Below are 18,741 nucleotides of genomic sequence, written 5' to 3'. Positions count from 1 at the left end.
ATGAAAAATAAAATTAAAAATATATTCAAAAAAGAAAACGATCCACTATCTCCTGAAGATAAGTTGAAGCTTATAGAAAGCTCTTCCAAATTAGTAGGTCCAGGTGTTTTCTACTCAACAATAATTGTAATTACATCCTTTTTGCCTGTTTTTCTTCTCACGGGAATGGAAGGCAAGTTATTTGGACCATTGGCTTGGACGAAATCTTTTATTCTGATAGTTGATGCTTTTTTAGCCATTACACTTGTACCAGTGCTAATTAGTTTTTTACTAAAAGGAAAACTTCGTCCAGAAAATAAAAATCCAATTAACAAAAAATTGGAAAGTATTTATACACCCATTTTAATTTTTTGTTTAAAATGGAGAAAAACAGTATTGGGCATCAATATCATTGCCTTGCTGATTGGTGTATTAATGTTTACTCGTTTAGGTTCAGAATTTATGCCCCCTTTAGATGAAGGATCTGTACTGTTTATGCCAGTAACCTTACCCGATGTATCCAACTCCGAAGTAAAGAGAATTCTTCAAGTTCAAGACAAATTGATTAAGTCGATTCCCGAAGTGGCTCACGTGTTGGGAAAAGCAGGCAGGGCAAATACGGCAACTGATAACAGTCCAATAAGTATGGTTGAAACCATTATTTTGCTAAAACCTCAAGCAGAATGGCGAGAAGACAAAACCAAGAATGATATTATCACGGAAATAAACAACAAACTGCAAATCCCTGGTGTGACCAATGGTTTTACGCAACCTATTATCAACCGTATCAATATGCTTTCAACAGGAATCAGAACCGATGTAGGAATCAAAATCTACGGAGCAAGTTTAGACACCATCAATGTTTTGGCTCAAAAAATTAAAAAAACATTGGAAGGAACTTCTGGAGTTAAAGATTTGTATGCGGAACCCATAACAGGCGGAAAATATATTGACATTGAAGCAAAAAGAGACGTTATTGGTAGATATGGATTGACCATAGACGACATTAATAATGTGGTTGAAGCTTCTATTGGAGGTATGAAACTAACCACGACTATCGAGGGAAGACAGCGTTTTTCTGTAAATGCAAGATATGCTCAAGAATACCGTAACAGCATTGAAGCCTTAAAAAAACTACAGGTGCAAACAATGGATTTTGGCCCAATACCATTAGAAACTGTAGCTAATGTAAAAATAAGTGATGGCCCTCCAATGATAAATAGCGAAAATGCAATGCTTCGGGGCACTGTGTTGTTCAATGTTCGGGAACGTGATTTAGGAAGTACTGTAAAAGAGGCGCAGAAAAAACTCGATGCAATGATGACTAAAATGCCAAAAGGATATTATGTGGAATGGAGCGGTCAATGGGAAAATCAAATTAGAGCCAACAAAACATTAAGTTTAATACTGCCTATTGTTGTGGTCATTATATTTCTTGTTTTATATTTTACGTACCATTCAATGAAAGAGGCATTAATCACGATGATTACAGTACCCTTTGCTTTAATTGGAGGAATATTTATGGTTTATTTTTATGGCATTAATTTATCCGTTGCTGTTGCCGTTGGATTTATTGCCTTGTTTGGAATGGCAATCGAAACGGCAATGTTAATGACCATCTATTTGAATGAAGCAATGAATAAAATGGTAGAAAAGTACGGAAACACGAAGGAAACCATAACTGAAGAAATATTGAAACAATATATTATTGATGGTTCAGCCAAAAGGTTAAGACCAAAATTGATGACGGTTTCAGTTTCCTTATTTGGATTAATCCCTATTCTTTGGGCAACAGGAACAGGATCTGATATAATGCTTCCCATTACTGTTCCACTAATTGGAGGTACAATTACTTCCACGATTTATGTATTATTAGTAACACCGATTGTTTTTGAAATGGTAAAACTTCGAGAATTAAGAACAAAAGGAAAAATAGATCTTATAGATGTTAAAGAATAAATTATATATAGCAATAAGTTGTTTGATTTTGAGCGCCACTAATTTGGCAGCACAAACACTTTCCTTGGATAATGTCTTGAGTACAATCAAGACAAACAATCCTCAACTAAAAATGTACGATGCCGACATTCAAAGTATGGATGCAGCGGCAAAAGGTGCCAGAAGTTGGATGGCTCCACAAATAGAAACGGGTTTTTTTATGACTCCCTACAATACAAAAATGTGGAAAGCCAATGAAATGGAACCAGGAATGGGGAGTTATATGTTGGGTGTAACCCAAATGATTCCGAATGCTTCTAAGCTTAATGCCAATGAAAATTTGATGAAAGCGATGTCTTCGGTCGAAAGTGAAAATAAAAACTTTACACTAAACCAATTAAATGCATTGGCCAAAACCTATTATTATGAATGGATTATCATTAAGAAAAAAATAAAAATAGCCCAAGACAATCTCCAGCTTCTTGAGTATATGATTAAAAGTATGGAAATACGGTATCAGTATAATATGGACAAACTACCGTCTTATTATAAAGCGAAATCCCAATTAGCTACTTTGCAAAGTATGATTGTGATGTTGGAAAATGATGTATCACAGCGAAAATATATGCTCAATACTTTAATGGCTCGTAATAAAAATGAGGAATTAGAAATTGATTCCAATTACGAGATTAAAGATTTCAATCTCTTCGAAACCGATTTGTCTTCCTACATCAACAACCGTAGTGACATCAAAGCCATTGATAAAACTAAGGAAATTAACAACTATAAAATTGAGGTTGAAAAAGTAGCAACCAGACCAGAATTTGGTGTGAAATATGACCATATGTTTGCTTTCGGGAATCAGCCACAGCAATTTTCATTAATGGGAATGATTACCATTCCGATGTCTTGGTCAACCAAAATGAATAAAGCCAATATAGAAAGTTATCGTATTAAAAACGAAAGTTTGGATTGGCAAAAGCAAATGATTGCCAACGAAGCAAGCGGAATGATAAAAGGGATGAATGCTGAGTTTTTGAACCTAAAAAAACAATACCAAATTACCCAAGACAACATTATTCCAGCTTTAAAACGAAACTACGATACGGCTATTTTAGCTTGGCAAAACAATACCGGAGATTTATTCATAGCGTTAGAAGCTTGGGAAGCAATGAATATGACTCAAATCGATGCTTTAGACAAATTAAAATCAATTTTAACTACACAAGTAGAAATTGAAAAACAATTAGAAACCAAATAATTATGAACAAGTATATAAAGTATAGTTTAGCTTTTATTGGAATTTTTATTATCGGAATTGCAATCTATTTCTTTGCCAAAAAATCAGATAATCATTCGGAAATGGAGCATCAAAACGAGGTTTACACTTGCTCGATGCACCCAGAAATTATTAGAGATGAACCTGGTAATTGTCCCATTTGCGGAATGACTTTGGTAAAAAAAGTAACAGAGAATAATTCAGTTGACGACAATTCAATCGACAATCTTATAAAGCCTACCGACAATTTTATAGTAGGTAATTATCAAACGACAACGGCAATAGACACCACCATAAGCAGTGAAATAAATCTACCGGGAATTGTGGAATATGATCCCAATTCATCGGTAAATATTGCAGCTCGAATGAGCGGTCGAATCGAAAAAATGTATGTCAATTATAAATATCAAAAAGTAAATAAAGGACAAAAACTATTTGATTTGTACAGCCCTGAATTACTGACAGAGCAACAAAACTTCATTTATATGGTCATTAATGATGTTGAAAATCCTTCGATTATTAATGCGTCAAGACAAAAATTGTTGCTTTATGGAATGACTCAAAATCAAATAAATGCGCTGTCAAATTCCAAAAAAGTAAACCCACAAATTTCAATTTACAGTCCTGCTTCAGGGATTATTGACGGAACAGGAACGATGGATAATACAATAAATCCTGCGATGCAAAGTGCAAGTAACAACACAGCAACATTGGATGTTAAGGAAGGGAGTTATATAAAAAAAGGGGAAGTCATTTTTAAACTATTAAATACAGATAAAGTCTGGGGAATATTCAATGTTATCCAAGGCTATAATAGTCTAGTCAAAACCAATCAATCCATCAGAATTACTTCCGAACTAGACAAAAACGAACTCATAGATGCAAAAATCAATTTTGTCGAAACACAATTAAATCCAGCCGATAAAACCAACAGAATTCGAGTTTATTTAAATAATAATAAATTCAAATTACCAATTGGGTTAAGATTGCAAGGAGTTGTGAAAACAAATTCAGTAAATGGGATTTGGATTCAAAAACAGTCAATGGTAAGCATTGGAAACAAGAAAATAGTTTTCTTAAAAATGGACAATGGCTTTAAGGCATCCACTATAAAGACAGGAATTGAAATAGATGATTTTATCCAAATTATTGAGGGTATTTCAGTAAAAGACACCATTGCCAAAAACGCACAATATTTAATTGACAGCGAAAGCTTTATTAAAACCGAATAATGATGAAGACAATAAAAAAAATAAGTGTACTATCAATACTATTTATGGTAATGGTGGCTTGTAATACTAAAGACAAAGAAGACCATAGCAAACACAATAAGAGTGCAGCAACAACATTTTACACTTGCTCTATGGATCCACAAGTTAAGGAAGACAAACCCGGAAAATGCCCCATTTGCCATATGGAGTTAACCCCAATAAAACAAGATGACACAGAGGCTAATGAAATAAGTTTGAGTAAACAGCAAATACAACTGGGAAATATCACTACACAAACTATTTCAGAAACTCAAAGCAGTTTAGAGCAAAATTACACGGGAGTCTTGGCCATTAATCAAGAAAAAATAAAAACCATTTCTGCAAGAGCAATGGGACGAATTGAAAAGTTATATTTCAAAACCGTTGGCGATTATGTGGCTAAAAACCAAGCCGTATATCAATTGTATAGTGAAGATATTGCCATTGCCAAACAGGATTATTTCACGGCATACAAACAACTCGCAATGCCAGGGGATTTTGGAAAAAATGCCCGAAATATGCTCAATGTAGCAAAACAAAAACTGTTGTTCTTTGGTTTAACCAATGCCCAGATTGAAAGTATAAAAACCAGTAAGGAAGTTTCTCCTTATACCATTTTTTATAGCACTGCCAGTGGAACAATATCGGAAATAAGTACCACAGAAGGCAGTTATGCAATGGAAGGTTCCCCCATCATTAAATTGGCGGATTTAAACAGTCTTTGGTTAGAAACACAGGTAAACGTAAACTATGCCAAGAAACTAAAAATAGGACAAAAAGCCCAAATTACATTTTCCGATTTTCCTGATAAAACCATAAATGCGCAAGTTTCTTTTATCAATCCTGAAATAAATCCAGATACTCGTCTGCTTTTAATTCGATTAGAAATATCAAATCCAAATTTGCAATTAAAACCCGGGATGCAGGCTATGGCAAAATTAACACAATCCAATTTAAAAGGATTGTATATTCCTGTTGATGCAGTGATCAGGGAGGAAAACGCTTCCTATATTTGGGTTGAAAAAAGACCGGGAGTATTTGAAAACGTAATGGTCGAAACTGGAATAGAAACCAATGGAATGATAGAAATAAAATCTGAAATAGATCCTGCCAAAAAAGTCGTTATTACAGGGGCTTATGCCATAAACAGCGAATATAAATTCCGAAAAGGAAGTGACCCAATGGCTGGGCATCAGATGTAATAAATAAAAATTAAAAAATTATGACACATACTTATAAAATTACAGGAATGACTTGTTCAAGTTGTGAAACTAAAGTAAAACAGTTTTAATGACAACTAAAAATGTAACTGCTATTGAAGTTTCAAAAGAGAATAATACAGCTATAGTTACAATGGATAAACACTTTGATATTAAAGACTTACAAAAATTTCAAAAGGTAAGTATCAAATCAGTATTCCAAATAATAAAACAGAAAATAAAATTAAAAAAAAAGAATATTGCTCAAATTATTCCCAAAAAAAATTCAAACCCTACAAATAAAGGTAAATACATCGCCCAATAGTAATAGGATATGATATAAGATGATTGTCCCGTTTGCGGTATGAATTTTAAAAATCAAAAAAATCAAAAGATAATAAACACAAAATAAATAAAAGCATATTTAAAAATAAGACCTGTTAAGAAAAGAGCTAGGAACATATATTGGAAATAACCTGTTGATAATAGTTTTTCAATAAAAAATAACAATCTCTTTTCTTGAGCAGGCACAAAATAAATATATTATAAATTTAAAAAATGAAATGAAAACAAAAATCAATGTTATAGTAATAAGTTTTATTGCTCTTGTAGTTAGTGTAAGCTGTAATAAGGCTAAAAATGAAGTTGTTCAGGAGTCTACATCTGTTGAAACAAGTCAAGGAATCAAGGTAAATGAGGCTAAAATAAAATCAAGCTTAGTTTGTTTTGTTAACAATAAGTTTATGGGTATAGACCAAATTCCTGTAGAAGTTGAAGGTAAAACCTATTATGGTTGTTGTCCTGATTGTGTTAAAAAAATAAAAACTATAAGAGAAGTTCGTTATGCCTTAGACCCTCTTACTGGTAAAGAAGTAGATAAAGCACTGGCTTATATAGTATTGTCCCCGAGTGGCAATAATGACATTCTTTATTTTGAATCCGAACTATCATATAAAAAATACTTTAAAATATGAAACAAAAAAATATGAATAATATAAAAATGTAAGTTACACAACTTAAACGAATAATTCTGTAACATTCTAAACATAAGTAAATTGTACTATTGTGTGCAGAAATTAATCTGCAATTAATAAATTCATAAAATGAAAAATGTTCAAGTAAGTGTTGAAGCGTGTTTAGCCTGTATGGTTGAATGTGAAAAATGTGCTGATGGTTGTCTAATAGTAAAAGACCATTTAGAATGTGTAAAATTGTGTCGTGATTGTGCCGACATTTGTGCCCTTTGTGCAAGATTATGTGCGAGAGGTTCAAAATTTGCCGATGCACTTTGTGAATTATGCGTAAAATGTTGTGAAGATTGTGCCAACGAGTGCAAAAAACACGATATGGAATGTTGCAAAAAATGCGCAGAAGCTTGCACAAAATGTGCAGAAGCCTGCAAAATGTAAAAAAATTAATTCAATACAAAATGCTTTTCAAAAGCATTTTGTATTGTTTTAAAAAATCTAAAAAAATGAAAAAAGTAATTCTTTCAGCCGTAATAATGGCTTACGTATTAGTTTCTTGTAATCAAAAAAACAAAGAAGCCACGACAGATCATTCTAATATGATGAGCAATGACAGTACTATGATGGAAAATGATAGTACTATGATGAGTAATGATAGCACAGTAATGAATGATAAAACTAAAATGATGAACAATCAAACAAAAATGTATGCCTGCCCAATGCACCCAGAAGTACAAGGAAAACTGAATGACAAATGCTCAAAATGTGGTATGAAATTAACCGAACCTGTTCCAGAAAAAACGGAAGAAAGTAAATAACACTTTATCTGGGCGGAAATTCTAAATTAACCTTGTTATTGTGTTAGCAGGGTTAGTTTATATAATTCATTTAAAATCGGTTTACTATGAAACTTTATATCAAAAATATGGTATGCAGCCGTTGTAAAATGGTAGTAAAATCTGTATTTGAGAATATCAGAATTAATCCAATTTCAGTTGAATTAGGTGAAGTCGAATTAAAAAATGACATTAACGAAAATCAAAAAAGCGAATTGTTAAAAAAACTTCGTGCCATTGGCTTTGATTTAATTGATGATAGGAAAAGTAAAACAATAGATAAGATTAAAACATTGATCATTGATTTGGTTCAAAATAAAAACAACGATTTGAAAAGTAACTTATCCAGTTATATTTCACAAGAACTCCATCAAGACTATAACACCTTGAGTAATCTGTTTTCAGAAGTCGAAAATACTACTATTGAGAAGTATTTCATCAATCAGAAAATTGAGAAAGTAAAAGAATTGATTATTTATGATGAATTATCTCTAAGCCAAATTGCCTACTCTTTAAATTATAGTACTGTTTCGCATTTAAGTAATCAATTCAAAAAAGTAACTGGCTTTTCGCCAACCTACTTCAAGAATATAAAAACTATCAAAAGAAAGCAAATAGAAGATGTGTAAATCTTGCATATCAAACCCAAAATTGTGCAAATGCAAAAAACAGTTATGATAGAAATTTGTATTAAAATAATATAAAAGATGATACATACTTACAGCATTACCGGAATGACTTGCGATGGCTGTCGTTCTAAAGTCGAAAAAACATTGAATGCTATTGATGGCGTTGAAGCAAAAGTTTCCTTAAACCCATCCATAGCCACTATAACAATGGAAAAACACATTCCAACAACGCAGTTGCAAGAAGCATTATCTGCCGTTGGAAAATACACCATAAAAGTGACTAATGGTAATACACCACAACAAATAACAACTAATAATGATACAACAAAATCTTGTTGTTCTAAGCATTCCCACAGCGATAAAAGGGAAATCAATGTTCCTGTTATTGCTAGTGGCAAATATTATTGTCCAATGCATTGTGAAGGCGAAAAAGTCTATAACAAAGCAGGCGACTGTCCTGTATGCGGTATGGATTTAGTAAAAGCCTCAGAGTTGACAGTTAGTAAAGCCTTATATACTTGTCCAATGCATCCAGAAGTAATTAGTGAAACACCAGGTTCTTGTCCCATTTGTGGAATGGATTTAGTGCCTATGAATCCAACTGATACAGAAGATCAAAAGACCTATAAAGATTTGGTCAAAAAAATGAAAATAGCGGTCGTATTTACAGTTCCCATTTTTGCCATCGCAATGATAGAAATGATGCCAAACAATCCGTTACTTAAAATAATGGATGCTACAAAATGGAATTGGGTACAATTTATACTTACACTTCCTGTTGTTTTTTATGCTTGTTGGATGTTCTTTGTTCGTGCCTTCAAATCTATTATTACTTGGAATTTGAATATGTTTACCCTTATCGGTATAGGAACCGGAGTTGCCTTTTTGTTTAGTTTAGTGGGTATGTTTTTTCCAAACATTTTTCCAAACGAATTCAAAACAGAACACGGAACAGTATTATTATACTTCGAGGCTACAACAGTAATTCTAACATTGGTTTTATTAGGACAATTAATGGAAGCCAAAGCACACAGCCAAACCAGTGGAGCAATTAAGGAATTATTAAAACTCGCTCCTACTGAAGCTATTTTAGTAATTGATGGAAGTGATAAAGTAATTTCAATTCACGACATCAAGAAAGGTGACTTATTGCGCGTAAAACCTGGTGACAAAATACCAGTTGACGGTAAAATTACTGATGGAGAAAGTAGCATTGACGAAGCAATGATTACAGGCGAGCCAATACCTGTTGACAAAAAAAAAGATGACAATGTAATTGCAGGAACTATAAACGGTAACAAGTCCTTTGTAATGATTGCAGAAAAAGTGGGTTCAGAAACACTACTCTCTCAAATCGTTCAAATGGTCAACGATGCTTCCCGTTCGAGAGCGCCAATCCAAAAATTAGCCGATAGCATTTCCAAATATTTTGTTCCTATTGTAGTAATTATATCAGCAATTACATTTATCATTTGGGCAAAGTTTGGTCCCGAACCGGCATTAGTATATGGTTTTATAAATGCTATTGCGGTTTTAATTATCGCTTGTCCGTGTGCATTGGGATTGGCTACGCCAATGTCCGTAATGGTTGGTGTGGGCAAAGGCGCACAATCGGGAGTTTTGATAAAGAATGCCGAAGCATTAGAAAATATGAATAAAGTGAATGTTTTAATAACCGATAAGACAGGAACAATAACAGAAGGAAAACCATCGGTAGAGAAGATTTTTGCATCAAACAATAATGAGAATGATTTACTTCAAAGTATCGCTTCATTAAATCAATACAGCGAACATCCATTAGCACAAGCGGTCGTAAATTTTGCTAAATCAAAAAACATAGCGTTAATTGAAGTCAAGGATTTTGAAGCCATTGCAGGTAAAGGAGTTGTAGGAACAGTTACCGATAAAAAGATAACATTAGGCAATAAAAAACTAATGGAACAGGTCAAAGCCACTGTTTCTGATGATTTAGAAAACAAAATTATTGCCGAGCAAAAACTAGGAAAAACAGTTTCATATATTGCTGTTGATGGTGTTGCAGTTGGTTTTGTATCAATTTCTGATGCAATTAAAATATCAAGCAAAGAAGCCATAAAAGAATTAATGCGTCAAGGAGTTGAAGTAATTATGCTTACCGGTGATAATGTAAATACTGCCAAGGCAGTTGCCGATGAATTAGGCTTATCATCCTACAAAGCAAGCTGTTTACCCGAAGACAAATTAAACGAAATAAAACGTTTGCAATCCGAAGGAAAAATTGTAGCAATGGCTGGCGATGGCATTAATGACGCACCTGCATTAGCACAAGCCGACATTGGAATTGCGATGGGAACAGGAACCGATGTAGCTATTGAAAGTGCTAAAATCACTCTAGTAAAAGGCGATTTACAAGGTATCGTAAAAGCAAAGAATTTGAGCCACGCTGTAATGCGAAACATCAAGCAAAACTTGTTTTTTGCATTCTTCTACAATGTTTTAGGAGTTCCAATTGCAGCAGGAGTTTTATATCCATATTTCGGAATTTTATTATCGCCAATGATTGCAGCTTTAGCAATGAGTTTTAGCTCGGTTTCTGTAATTGTAAATGCTTTGCGATTGAGAAATTTGAAACTATAGAAAAATAAAAATCGAGCAACAGCGAAACTGAAGACCGGGCAACAGCGGAACTGAAGAATAATTAAATACAATTTATTATGAAAATTCAAAGATTAATTTCGACAAAAACAGTTTCATTACTAACAATGTTTTTAATGATTATCTCGTTAAGTGCCAATGCACAAACTAAATCGGACTCCAACCCTACTGAAAAAATTTACATCAATAAAAAGGGTGAAATTCACGATCACGGTTGGAACAAATTAGGATTTATTACCAAAGACAATATCGTGAAAGACAACCAAGGCAAGACCATCTATTTTATTGATGCAAACGGTAATGTTATTGATTCTAATGGGAAAAAGATGGGTATGGCTAAAAAGAATGGTTCGTACTACAACATAAAAGGTGAAAACGTGGTTAATATTGGAAAAACACAAGAAGAAAAATGCGAAATACTGGATGGAAAAGGTCATAATGTAGGTAGCGTACATAAAAATTACAAACTCCACGCCTGTGCCGCTCATTGCTTATTGTTGGAGAAAAAGATGAATGATGAATAATCTAAAAATTAATTTTTTTAATAAATGGTTCGTACTAAAACGAACCATTTATTTTATACTATAAAATGACTTTCAGTTAACTGTGTGGATGAAAAAAATATGATTTTTTGAAATTATATTAACTTGGTCTCTGAAATAGTAAAAACAAATAAGTTATAGCTGCATTAAAAATGAACAACCTTACACAAATAATCCAACAATACAAAACCGACACCGAAAGTGTTTATACTACTTGGTTTGTAGATAATGACCAACGATTAAAAGCATTTCGGACTATTCGTCGTGGTGTTTTACAAGTCATTGATGACATTAAAAACAAAACTTTTCCAAACGATTTTAAGGGAAGCAGTTTAGAATTTGTATTGAGCTGTATTGCAGAACAAAAACAAATATTTGTAGGTGTGGCACATCCATTTTATTGGAAACCAAAATTAAGAATTCCGGATATTTACGAAAACCAAAACAACAAAATCTCATTTGGGCAATTTCTGGAAAACTGCATCAATGCCAAAACTGAAGAGCTGGTTATAAAAGAAATTGTGAAACTTGATGAACTAAAAATAAAAGGTCTTGGCCCAGCAGTGGCCAGTATTTTATATTTCTTGCACCCAACTTGGTTTCCGCCTTTCAATACAGCAATTCTCAACGGATTTAATTTTCTGTTTAAAGACAAAAAGAAGTTGGGCAGTTGGACAGAATATTTAAAAATTAGGGAAACCTTAATAGAAACTAACAGTAAACATAAGTCGGTATTATCAAATGATTTAGGAGCGATTGCAGGATTATGTTTTGAAATTGGGACACAAAAAATGATTATTGGTAACGATGAATATTTAAGCGAAGAAGAACGCAATAAATTTGAAAAAAACATCTTAAAACGCCAAAAAGAAATCCAGGAAGAAAAATTAGCAGAAAACCTTCATAACGAAATGCAATACCATTTATTAAAAATTGGGATTTCATTAGGCTTTGATGTAACACCAGCGAGTAACGACAAAAGCAAATCGTTTGACGGACAAAGTTTTTCATTTATTTCGCTTAATAAGTTCCCAGAATTACCAACAGACAAAGACACTCAAAATACAATCAAATTAATTGATGTGTTATGGTTTCAAAAAGGGACAAACAAAATTATTGGAGCATTTGAAGTCGAAAAAAGTACCAGTATCTATTCGGGAATATTACGATTATCTGATTTGTATTTTAGTATCTCTAATGGAGAAGAAGTCTTTTATATCATTATTCCGGACAGTCGGGAAAAAGATGTCATTCAACAACTCAACCGACCAGTTATAAAAAACTCAAAAATGAATATCAAGTACATTCTGTTTTCAGAATTAAGAGCCAATTGCGATGCAATTTGCAAATTTGGAACAGACCATTCTATTATGGAAAAAATCGCAAAATCAATTTAAAAACGTCAATAAAATTAACCATTTAGTAAAGCCTCCTGTCTATCCAATTAATTTAAATCCAAAAATTGAACTCAAAAATAAACCAGCTACTTTTAGACCTAAACGAACAACTCAACTTCATAGATTTAGAAATTGATGACACAATCAAACGATGCGTGGTAAAAATTTAGAAACACAAAAAGATGAAGGATTATTAGAACGTTAAGACACAAAAGGAGGGTTTTGGTTTTTACAATATATTTATCCAAAAGTAAGTGAATAAATCATCCTAAAGCCATTATCTCATTCATCTGCACAAAACTTTCATTTAGTCCAAGTATTCCTAAACTCAAGTATTTGTTTGCTTCATTTCACTAATTACGGTTATAATAACGAGAACATTCTTTTTTGTTTGTTTTAAAAAGGACGTTTTACATTTCAGTTGCCACTCCTTTGCCAACGCTCCAAAAAAAATTACTGGCACAGTTTTTAGAAAAAACACGTACGCTTCGCAACTTGCGCCAGTAATTTTTTCCCCCAAGCTGTGTTACATAATTGAGTATTATAGTTCATTACAAAGCGTTTATATTGTTTTTTTGGTTTTTGCAATGAAGCTATAATATCATTTATGTAAAACAGCCGCCACACCCAACGCGCAAGACAGTGGCTCCAGGACAGTCTTTTTTATTGCTTCCTCGCACCGGCCTGCAATAAAAAAGACCATCCTTCGCCACTGTCATTAACAACGTTCGCCATTTCATAAGAACTTTTACTGAACTACCTAGTTTCAAGAACGTTCACGGTCACTGTTTTTAGCAACTTGATGTTTAAAGCGGTAAGTGTTTGCATTGTTTTTGTGCGTGTCGCAAATTGCTTATCAACTACATTTCAAACATTCACGATTCAGGAATAAGCAATTTGCAACACCCACAAAATCAAGAGAAGCCAGCAAGAGTGTGGTTTTTTATTTGCCAGAAAATAAGCAGTAATTGCTTCAGCGGAAAAGCCGATGCCATACCGTTCCTAAATATAAAGTTGACCAGCCCGAAGTATCATTTTTCTTTCAAGTCAATGGCACCAGCTTTTCCACTAAAGCAATCAGAAACACCCCAGTAAGCAAATAAAAAACCACACACTTGCCTGCGCTGCTGCCCCATCGCACTAGGTATTATTTTTTCATTGTTTTTGTAAGTATTGAAAATCACTTTAAAACCTATACCATAAAATTAAAAAACTCCAGAAAGTGATTTTCAATACCCACAAAATCAAGTCCAAGAAAGAGTGTGGTTTCTTAAAACAGAAAAATAATAGGAATGGTTTTGATATTTCTTTTTTCTGTTTTAAGAATCCACACCCTTTCCGAAGACGCCCATCTATCTCATCAACGTTTTCAATCAGTCTTCAGTAGAAACATCTCGGTCAAAAGGAAAATAAAAAAATAAATAAAAAGAAAGTAAAGGTAAGCTCCAGTTTCAAGAAAAGAAAGTTCAAGCCTACGGTTTTCAATAAAATCTCCACCCTACGTTTACGGTTCGCTGCAACACTTATTACAAAATCAAATCCCCACTTCCGAACAACATCATCTTAAAAACCCGGGTAGTATTTTTTTGAAAAAACTTGCTTTTCTTGAAACCTCCACTTGAAGGACGACTTTCTTTTTTTTCTTTTTTTTTCTTTTAAAAATTTTATGTGTGCGGAGCGTAGCGAGGCACATCCCTTAAATCCGAAGCTATGCCGAATTTTATCATCAAGACCCACCGAAAAGATACTGCTTACTCAAAACCCCATTTATTCATACTTAACAAGGGGATGAACAGCGGGAAGCCCCAAAAAGAGCAGTTCACAAACAGTTTTGTAGTCATTTTTGAGAAAGAAGAAGATTGCGAAAGCCTATTTTTTGTTGCATATAGTTTATGGCAAACAAAATTCTGGCACCAATTTTTAATAGGTTCAGTTATTCCCTTTTTACGACTTCCAGACTTCAAAAAAGAGTTCAATCCACAAGCCAGTTTGATGATGTTGGAGCACGAGCAGCATCTAAAAAATGTTGCAGCTCTCAAACTTCTGGAGAAAAAAGAAAAACAATACAAAGAGGATATGATGCTCATAAATGACATCCGCAGAGCCATTTTATACCGCTATTGCAGGAAATAAAACAATCCTGGTCCAACTAGACTAGCATTGATTGCGCCTTATTCCCAAGCAAACCAACGCATAAGTGCAATATGATTGCACCACTTAAATAAATCGAAGAAAAGCAAAGCAATCTACTTGTATTGACTGCTAAAAACAAAAAAAGCTCCAATAAATGGAGCTTTCGAGGTGGTTATTAACCGTTTTTAAGGGTTTGCTTTCGGTTCTTCTTCCGATTTTACAGCAGTTTGAGAAACTACTGAAATAATACTACCACCCAGAACCAAGTAACCGGCAGCCGAAACCAATCCAACAGGTAAAGCAATAGGCGAAGCGATGATTATTCCTCCAACACTTGCCAAAGCAATTCCGACAGTGCGAAGAATTTTAAACCATTTTGGGGTTGGTGCCAAGGTTCTTTCTACTAAATTCATTTTGTTATTTTTCATAATCTGGATTTTTAAAAATTGATAATTCTAAATTGTGTACTCTTTTTTCGATGTATTCTACTTTCTGGTTCAATAAATCGTTACCACTTTTGAACTCTGTTTTGATGATTAAAGCCATCGTTTTTACTTCAATCAAATCTTTCTCCATACTCTTGAAATCAGTGTGTAATTGCTTGATAAAATAAGCCACAATCGAGAGTAACAAGGTGATTAACGTTCCAAAAAGTGTGGCGATGATGTTGATATTTTCCATTTTTTGGCCTTTTTAGAATTGAAAATTATTTTCAATAGTTATTACATTGTTTTCAACTTTTGCCAGTGCTACTAATTTTGGATAAATCATTTTGTAAGCTGCAACACTTTGAGTAACTTGAAAATTGCCATCAACGAATTGGAAACCAAAACCACAAAGCGGACACCCGGCAGTTTCTTTGATAGTATTTCCGGTATGGATATAAACAAAGCTGAAATTTGGCAAACCAGTAATTTCAATCATTCCTTCGTGAAGCTTTCCAAATGCTTTTTTGTAATCCACATTTTTAGCTCCGTGAGTGTTCAACTTCAAATTAAAAACACCTTTTGGAATGGCAGTTTGTGAAGGGATTTTCACTTCTCTAATTTTATCCTCCAACAAATAACATTGGAATATTCCGTTGATATATAACTGGCTCAAAGTGCTTTCTTTGCCCTGGGCTACTCTTATTATTTTAGTCTCCATAATTGTGATAGATTTGAGTTTAAATGAAAAATCCCTCGTTTTAAGTGAGGGATTCTTCAGTTTTATTTCTAAAAAGCGTCCTCGACTTTCAAGCAGTTACCACTGGAGAACAAGTAGAAGTTTGCACCCACTTGTTGGTAGAACTCAATTCCGATACACTGTAAAACTGTGGTATTTACCGTTGGAAGTACTCCATTAGGTAAAGTTGCAGTTACAGTTGTAGCAGGAACTGGAACGTACAAGTCCAAAAAGTCGCTGTATTGAATGTCGTTTACTTCATTCAAAGCTGCATCCATTGGATCATAGCTGTTTGTGGTAGCGTTGTACTCAAAATCACTCACTACGGAAAGAGCTGTAATCAAACGGAAATGAGTTGCACCAGATGGAGCATTAACCAAATTCGCTGGATTAAAATCAGCAACTACAAAATCACAACTTTCTCTGTCATTTGTGTGAGCAATTGAATAGGGTGCATTGAAAATGCCATTGAAAGAAACGTTTTTGTTAAACTCGAAACCTTTCAAGTAATTACGTTGGGTACTAATTTCAATTTTTCTGTAACCCCTAGCTTCAGTTTGGTCTTCCAAGTTGATTTTCTTCATTATCGAAGTTAATCTTCCTGTTACTTGGCTGTCGGCCATTTGTTTCATCACTTGAGATAAACCAGTTCGTACCGATTTTCCAGCTTTGGCGCAAGCACCAAATTCATTCATATTCTCACGAGTTCTCTCGAACTCTGGTGCAGTGTTTACCTGTTCACCACTTGGACCGCCAACCATTCCAGCGAAATAGCCTTCTTGTCCTTTAATTTTGAAGTGTCGGATATCTCCAAGAGTTCCAACATACTTAATAACACCTTTTTGTCTTGCCATTTTTTCTAAATTTTTAAAGTTAATATTTGCTTGCAATTGCAGTAACAAAGTTCAATGATTATCTTTGATTATCAATAACTTAAACAACTGTAAATCAATGCAATACAACGCAAAAGCACCCTACACAGTGGAAACCCACTGGCAAATTGAAGAAGTCCTTGACGGCGATAGCATCATCATTTGCCATCGTTTCACTGGTTTGCAAAAAGAAATTCGTCTTTATGGCTTGGATGCACCAGAAGTGAAGATAAATAGGAAGATGAAAGAGGACGAAGAGAAAAGCAGTTTACCTGCCCAATTATTGCTCCAATTTGGTTTGCAATCCTTGCACTTCGTTTTGTCGGTTGCACCGCCTAAAACGGCTATAACCATCATCACGGAACAAGAGAACTATTACGACTACTGGAACAGGCAATTGGGATATGTAATTTTGCCTAGCGGATTATGTCTAAATGAGTTACTTTTACAAAATGGGTATGCTAAAGCAACCCAGCAGTATTATTGTGGCAAGTTAGCAGAATATCAAACGATGAACCGCCAAGCACAGCTTGATAATATTGGGATCTATAGTCAAGTAAAAGTATTCTGATTTGTTGTACTTATGTTGTACTAGAGGGTTTTAAAAATTAAGGAGTACCAATAAATACAATACCTTACAGGCGTTAAGAAGATATATACAAGTTAGGTAGCATAACCACAAAAACCAACGAAAATGAAGAAATTTAGTTATATAATATTATTCTCTTTCCTCATTTCTGCTTGTCATAAAAAGGAAACTAGCGAATGTGATTCTTTAAAATCATACATTTATTCAAATGCAACTGAATCAAAAGTCTACACGGCAAAACTAACTTGTGAAGACACAGTATTTCTAACAGAATATTATCCTACTCAACAATCTTTCTTTGCTCTAAATGGTCGAAAACAAAAACTTAAAATAGATTCATTAGTTAATCAAGTTGATTTTAAAAATATACAAAATGAATATTTTGAAGCATCTTTACAAGACGGACAAGCATTTAGAATAATCATTCAAAATCAAAATAAATTTGATTCTATATTTGTTTATGGAAGAAAAGCGCCAAAAATTATAAATCAAATTTCGAGTGAATTTAAAAAAATGCTTAAATCATTAACATTCGTTCCTTATCCAAAAGATATAAATTATGGCAAACATCATATAAAACTCCTTCCACCACCTCCGCCACCTAAAATTGTGGATACAATAATTTTTAAAAAGAACTAGTAATAAATTTACGCATAAAGTTACGCTACCTAACAGCCACTACAACGGATTTGGGCATTGGGCTTAATGGAAAGATGGTCTTGTATTTGTGATGATTTGGCAAATCCGAAGAATGGGCTTAATTTAGTCCCAAACCCGCTGTAGTACCAGAACGTTAGCGGTCAGTTGACGAGAAACGAGGAGAAAACCGGATTTAAAGATTTGGCTTTTTAAATGCAGAAACTGAAAAAGCAAGCGTGAAAATTGGGTCGGAATTGGCGGAATTCGATTTTTTTGATGTTTAAGATTGGAAAGCGGAAAACCGAAATTTAAATATTGGAATCTGACAATTGAAACTTGAAAATCTGAGTTTTTAATTGGAACTTGAAAAGCAGAAACGTGAATATTGGAATGTAAATATTCGAGATTTTAAGTGGAAAAAGGAAAACTAAAACTTAAATTCTTGGGTTTTCTAAGTGAAACGAAACAAACGTTTTGATTGTGAAATTGAAGCGAAAAAAGGGAATAAATTTAGCCGAGATTTGGGCAAGAATTGGGTTTTAAATCTGCCAAGATAAGGCTGAGAATCGATTAATAATTAGGAATATCGGTAAGCAACAACCGAACCGCTAACAGCCACTACAACGGATTTGGGCATTAGGTTTAATGGAAAGATGGTTTTGTACTTGGAATGATTTGGCAAATCCGAAAATA

19 protein-coding genes are annotated in these 18,741 nt (G+C 33.7%); 15 read left to right on the top strand and 4 right to left on the bottom strand.

From position 1 onward, the window contains the following. From C0430_RS11200 to C0430_RS11140, 13 genes are all read left to right on the top strand, one after another. Positions 1-1,938: an efflux RND transporter permease subunit gene (locus C0430_RS11200; protein ID WP_086452983.1), complete on the top strand. Its 1,938-nt coding sequence runs from the start codon at positions 1-3 to the stop codon at positions 1,936-1,938. Continuing rightward, entirely contained in the window at positions 1,925-3,178 is a 1,254-nt protein-coding gene (locus C0430_RS11195; RefSeq protein ID WP_290869919.1) for a TolC family protein, read from the top strand. Before C0430_RS11200 ends, C0430_RS11195 begins: the two co-directional genes overlap by 14 nt. A gap of 2 nt (positions 3,179-3,180) precedes the next feature. Beyond that, positions 3,181-4,428 (top strand): efflux RND transporter periplasmic adaptor subunit, encoded by a 1,248-nt coding sequence (locus C0430_RS11190; RefSeq protein WP_290869916.1) that lies wholly within the window; start codon positions 3,181-3,183, stop codon positions 4,426-4,428. Then, on the top strand, positions 4,428-5,648 hold the full coding sequence (locus C0430_RS11185; protein WP_290869913.1) for an efflux RND transporter periplasmic adaptor subunit: 1,221 nt from the start codon (positions 4,428-4,430) through the stop codon (positions 5,646-5,648). Before C0430_RS11190 ends, C0430_RS11185 begins: the two co-directional genes overlap by 1 nt. An 88-nt stretch (positions 5,649-5,736) precedes the next feature. Next, entirely contained in the window at positions 5,737-5,970 is a 234-nt protein-coding gene (locus C0430_RS11180) for a hypothetical protein (RefSeq protein ID WP_290869910.1), read from the top strand. Positions 5,971-6,208: 238 nt separating this feature from the next. Beyond that, the gene (locus C0430_RS11175) at positions 6,209-6,619 is read left to right on the top strand and encodes a hypothetical protein (protein WP_290869907.1); all 411 of its coding nucleotides are present in this window, start codon (positions 6,209-6,211) and stop codon (positions 6,617-6,619) included. Between the two features lie 129 nt (positions 6,620-6,748). Beyond that, a complete protein-coding gene (locus C0430_RS11170) occupies positions 6,749-7,054 on the top strand; it encodes a four-helix bundle copper-binding protein (RefSeq protein ID WP_290869904.1) in 306 nt (101 codons plus the stop codon). 65 nt (positions 7,055-7,119) lie between these two features. After that, a complete protein-coding gene (locus tag C0430_RS11165) occupies positions 7,120-7,431 on the top strand; it encodes a heavy metal-binding domain-containing protein (protein WP_290869900.1) in 312 nt (103 codons plus the stop codon). 86 nt (positions 7,432-7,517) lie between these two features. After that, positions 7,518-8,078: an AraC family transcriptional regulator gene (locus C0430_RS11160; RefSeq protein WP_290869897.1), complete on the top strand. Its 561-nt coding sequence runs from the start codon at positions 7,518-7,520 to the stop codon at positions 8,076-8,078. Between the two features lie 78 nt (positions 8,079-8,156). Then, positions 8,157-10,694, top strand: coding sequence for a heavy metal translocating P-type ATPase (locus C0430_RS11155; protein ID WP_290869894.1), 2,538 nt, complete (start codon positions 8,157-8,159; stop codon positions 10,692-10,694). 77 nt (positions 10,695-10,771) lie between these two features. Further along, the gene (locus C0430_RS11150; RefSeq protein WP_290869891.1) at positions 10,772-11,236 is read left to right on the top strand and encodes a 5-fold beta-flower protein; all 465 of its coding nucleotides are present in this window, start codon (positions 10,772-10,774) and stop codon (positions 11,234-11,236) included. 170 nt (positions 11,237-11,406) lie between these two features. Beyond that, complete coding sequence (locus C0430_RS11145; protein ID WP_290869888.1) at positions 11,407-12,651, top strand: hypothetical protein; 1,245 nt, start codon at positions 11,407-11,409, stop codon at positions 12,649-12,651. 1,710 nt (positions 12,652-14,361) lie between these two features. Next, positions 14,362-14,784: a hypothetical protein gene (locus C0430_RS11140; RefSeq protein WP_290869885.1), complete on the top strand. Its 423-nt coding sequence runs from the start codon at positions 14,362-14,364 to the stop codon at positions 14,782-14,784. Positions 14,785-14,969: 185 nt separating this feature from the next. On the opposite strand, the gene C0430_RS11135 is transcribed toward C0430_RS11140, so the two are convergent. The 4 genes from C0430_RS11135 to C0430_RS11120 all read right to left on the bottom strand — a co-directional run bounded on the left by C0430_RS11135 (position 14,970) and on the right by C0430_RS11120 (position 16,802). Beyond that, positions 14,970-15,212 (bottom strand): hypothetical protein, encoded by a 243-nt coding sequence (locus C0430_RS11135; RefSeq protein WP_233549327.1) that lies wholly within the window; start codon positions 15,210-15,212, stop codon positions 14,970-14,972. After that, positions 15,202-15,465, bottom strand: a complete 264-nt coding sequence (locus tag C0430_RS11130; protein ID WP_035671714.1) for a hypothetical protein — start codon at positions 15,463-15,465, stop codon at positions 15,202-15,204. The genes C0430_RS11135 and C0430_RS11130 overlap by 11 nt, the downstream gene beginning before the upstream one ends. Before the next feature lie 12 nt (positions 15,466-15,477). Continuing rightward, positions 15,478-15,930, bottom strand: a complete 453-nt coding sequence (locus C0430_RS11125; RefSeq protein WP_290869872.1) for a DUF5675 family protein — start codon at positions 15,928-15,930, stop codon at positions 15,478-15,480. 68 nt (positions 15,931-15,998) lie between these two features. Next, entirely contained in the window at positions 15,999-16,802 is an 804-nt protein-coding gene (locus C0430_RS11120) for a hypothetical protein (RefSeq protein ID WP_290869869.1), read from the bottom strand. 97 nt (positions 16,803-16,899) lie between these two features. On the opposite strand from C0430_RS11120, the gene C0430_RS11115 reads away from it, so the two are divergent. After that, a complete protein-coding gene (locus C0430_RS11115; protein ID WP_290869866.1) occupies positions 16,900-17,391 on the top strand; it encodes a thermonuclease family protein in 492 nt (163 codons plus the stop codon). 123 nt (positions 17,392-17,514) lie between these two features. Next, positions 17,515-18,048, top strand: a complete 534-nt coding sequence (locus tag C0430_RS11110) for a hypothetical protein (protein ID WP_290869863.1) — start codon at positions 17,515-17,517, stop codon at positions 18,046-18,048. Positions 18,049-18,741: the final 693 nt, after the last annotated feature.

The sequence above is a fragment of the Flavobacterium sp. genome (assembly GCF_013823965.1).
GTDB lineage: Bacteria > Bacteroidota > Bacteroidia > Flavobacteriales > Flavobacteriaceae > Flavobacterium.
The sequence above is the reverse complement of the archived record's forward strand: the minus strand, read 5'-3'. Positions and strand labels throughout refer to the sequence as shown.

Coding starts and splice junctions, on each gene's coding strand:
- C0430_RS11200 (WP_086452983.1), top strand. CDS start 1: ATGAAAAATAAAATTAAAAATATATTCAAAAAAGAAAACGATCCACTA.
- C0430_RS11195 (WP_290869919.1), top strand. CDS start 1,925: ATGTTAAAGAATAAATTATATATAGCAATAAGTTGTTTGATTTTGAGC.
- C0430_RS11190 (WP_290869916.1), top strand. CDS start 3,181: ATGAACAAGTATATAAAGTATAGTTTAGCTTTTATTGGAATTTTTATT.
- C0430_RS11185 (WP_290869913.1), top strand. CDS start 4,428: ATGATGAAGACAATAAAAAAAATAAGTGTACTATCAATACTATTTATG.
- C0430_RS11180 (WP_290869910.1), top strand. CDS start 5,737: ATGACAACTAAAAATGTAACTGCTATTGAAGTTTCAAAAGAGAATAAT.
- C0430_RS11175 (WP_290869907.1), top strand. CDS start 6,209: ATGAAAACAAAAATCAATGTTATAGTAATAAGTTTTATTGCTCTTGTA.
- C0430_RS11170 (WP_290869904.1), top strand. CDS start 6,749: ATGAAAAATGTTCAAGTAAGTGTTGAAGCGTGTTTAGCCTGTATGGTT.
- C0430_RS11165 (WP_290869900.1), top strand. CDS start 7,120: ATGAAAAAAGTAATTCTTTCAGCCGTAATAATGGCTTACGTATTAGTT.
- C0430_RS11160 (WP_290869897.1), top strand. CDS start 7,518: ATGAAACTTTATATCAAAAATATGGTATGCAGCCGTTGTAAAATGGTA.
- C0430_RS11155 (WP_290869894.1), top strand. CDS start 8,157: ATGATACATACTTACAGCATTACCGGAATGACTTGCGATGGCTGTCGT.
- C0430_RS11150 (WP_290869891.1), top strand. CDS start 10,772: ATGAAAATTCAAAGATTAATTTCGACAAAAACAGTTTCATTACTAACA.
- C0430_RS11145 (WP_290869888.1), top strand. CDS start 11,407: ATGAACAACCTTACACAAATAATCCAACAATACAAAACCGACACCGAA.
- C0430_RS11140 (WP_290869885.1), top strand. CDS start 14,362: ATGCCGAATTTTATCATCAAGACCCACCGAAAAGATACTGCTTACTCA.
- C0430_RS11135 (WP_233549327.1), bottom strand. CDS start 15,212: ATGAAAAATAACAAAATGAATTTAGTAGAAAGAACCTTGGCACCAACC.
- C0430_RS11130 (WP_035671714.1), bottom strand. CDS start 15,465: ATGGAAAATATCAACATCATCGCCACACTTTTTGGAACGTTAATCACC.
- C0430_RS11125 (WP_290869872.1), bottom strand. CDS start 15,930: ATGGAGACTAAAATAATAAGAGTAGCCCAGGGCAAAGAAAGCACTTTG.
- C0430_RS11120 (WP_290869869.1), bottom strand. CDS start 16,802: ATGGCAAGACAAAAAGGTGTTATTAAGTATGTTGGAACTCTTGGAGAT.
- C0430_RS11115 (WP_290869866.1), top strand. CDS start 16,900: ATGCAATACAACGCAAAAGCACCCTACACAGTGGAAACCCACTGGCAA.
- C0430_RS11110 (WP_290869863.1), top strand. CDS start 17,515: ATGAAGAAATTTAGTTATATAATATTATTCTCTTTCCTCATTTCTGCT.